Below are 937 nucleotides of genomic sequence, written 5' to 3' on the forward strand. Positions count from 1 at the left end.
TCTAACGCCGCCATCAGCCGACGCCGCAGGCGGTCGGCTGGATGGCCTTGTTATGTGCGTGATGTTTTATGTGATAGATACTGTTTTGAAAAGTATAAATAGGTTAAGCCAGATACTATTACTACTACATAAAACCAATGTAGTTTGAATGAAACTATCCATGTTGCAGCGCATATCGTTAGTGCCGCCAAAACAATTGAAATAGTGATAGCTACTTTATTGAGTAGAAACATACCTATTGCAAGAGCTAACATTGCTATGCCAAGCGGCAAACCAATATAAGTAAGGTGTGCTCGATAATCAGTGAAACCAAAGTTAAATATCCATACCACGCCAAAGAATAGAGGTACCATAGCGCAACAATAGATAAAGAATTTTTGTAAGATCTCGGACTTCATGGTTTATACAAAATTCTCTTGCTATGTGCATATTTACTGTTCTAGTAACTGGATATGCGATAGTTTCATTTGTTCAATAAAGTCATCGCCTATTTCTGGAAACCCAAAGACAAAAATTTCTGATTCTCGTACTTTGAAAATTTTGTACAAATAACTCGTGTTTTTATTTGCGATATGGACCTTCTGAAAAGGTCTTTGGCTGATGATGCTTTTGTTGAGATGACAATCTTCTAGGATATTGTATTGATCACCTGTTATATCAATAACTAAGTCATCTATCTCAAGCCAGTAGTGCGTAATATTTCGGTAGTATTTCGCTGCCGCACTGATACCAATAATTTTAATGTCGGGCCATATTTTTAGAAAATGGAAAGCAAGCAACATAGATGAAAGTTTACAGCTCATAACTGGGAAATCACTTCTTATAAGTTCAGTTTTTTCCTTGTCACATTTGTCGATAAGTTCCCTGAATATTATTGCTTCACATTTGATTTCTTGGATTGTTGGCACGTTGTTGATTCCTGGGAAGCACATAACGC

The 937-nt window shown here is 36.8% G+C and carries 1 protein-coding gene; it reads right to left on the reverse strand.

Features of this window, described 5'->3' with window-relative positions:
* Nucleotides 1-431: 431 nt before the first annotated feature.
* Nucleotides 432-937, reverse strand: a 506-nt coding sequence (locus tag M3P05_RS20465) for a hypothetical protein (protein WP_249701989.1), incomplete at its 5' end; no start/stop codon positions are given.

The sequence above is a fragment of the Parendozoicomonas callyspongiae genome (genome assembly GCF_023502345.1).
GTDB classification, from domain to species: domain Bacteria; phylum Pseudomonadota; class Gammaproteobacteria; order Pseudomonadales; family Endozoicomonadaceae; genus Sansalvadorimonas; species Sansalvadorimonas callyspongiae.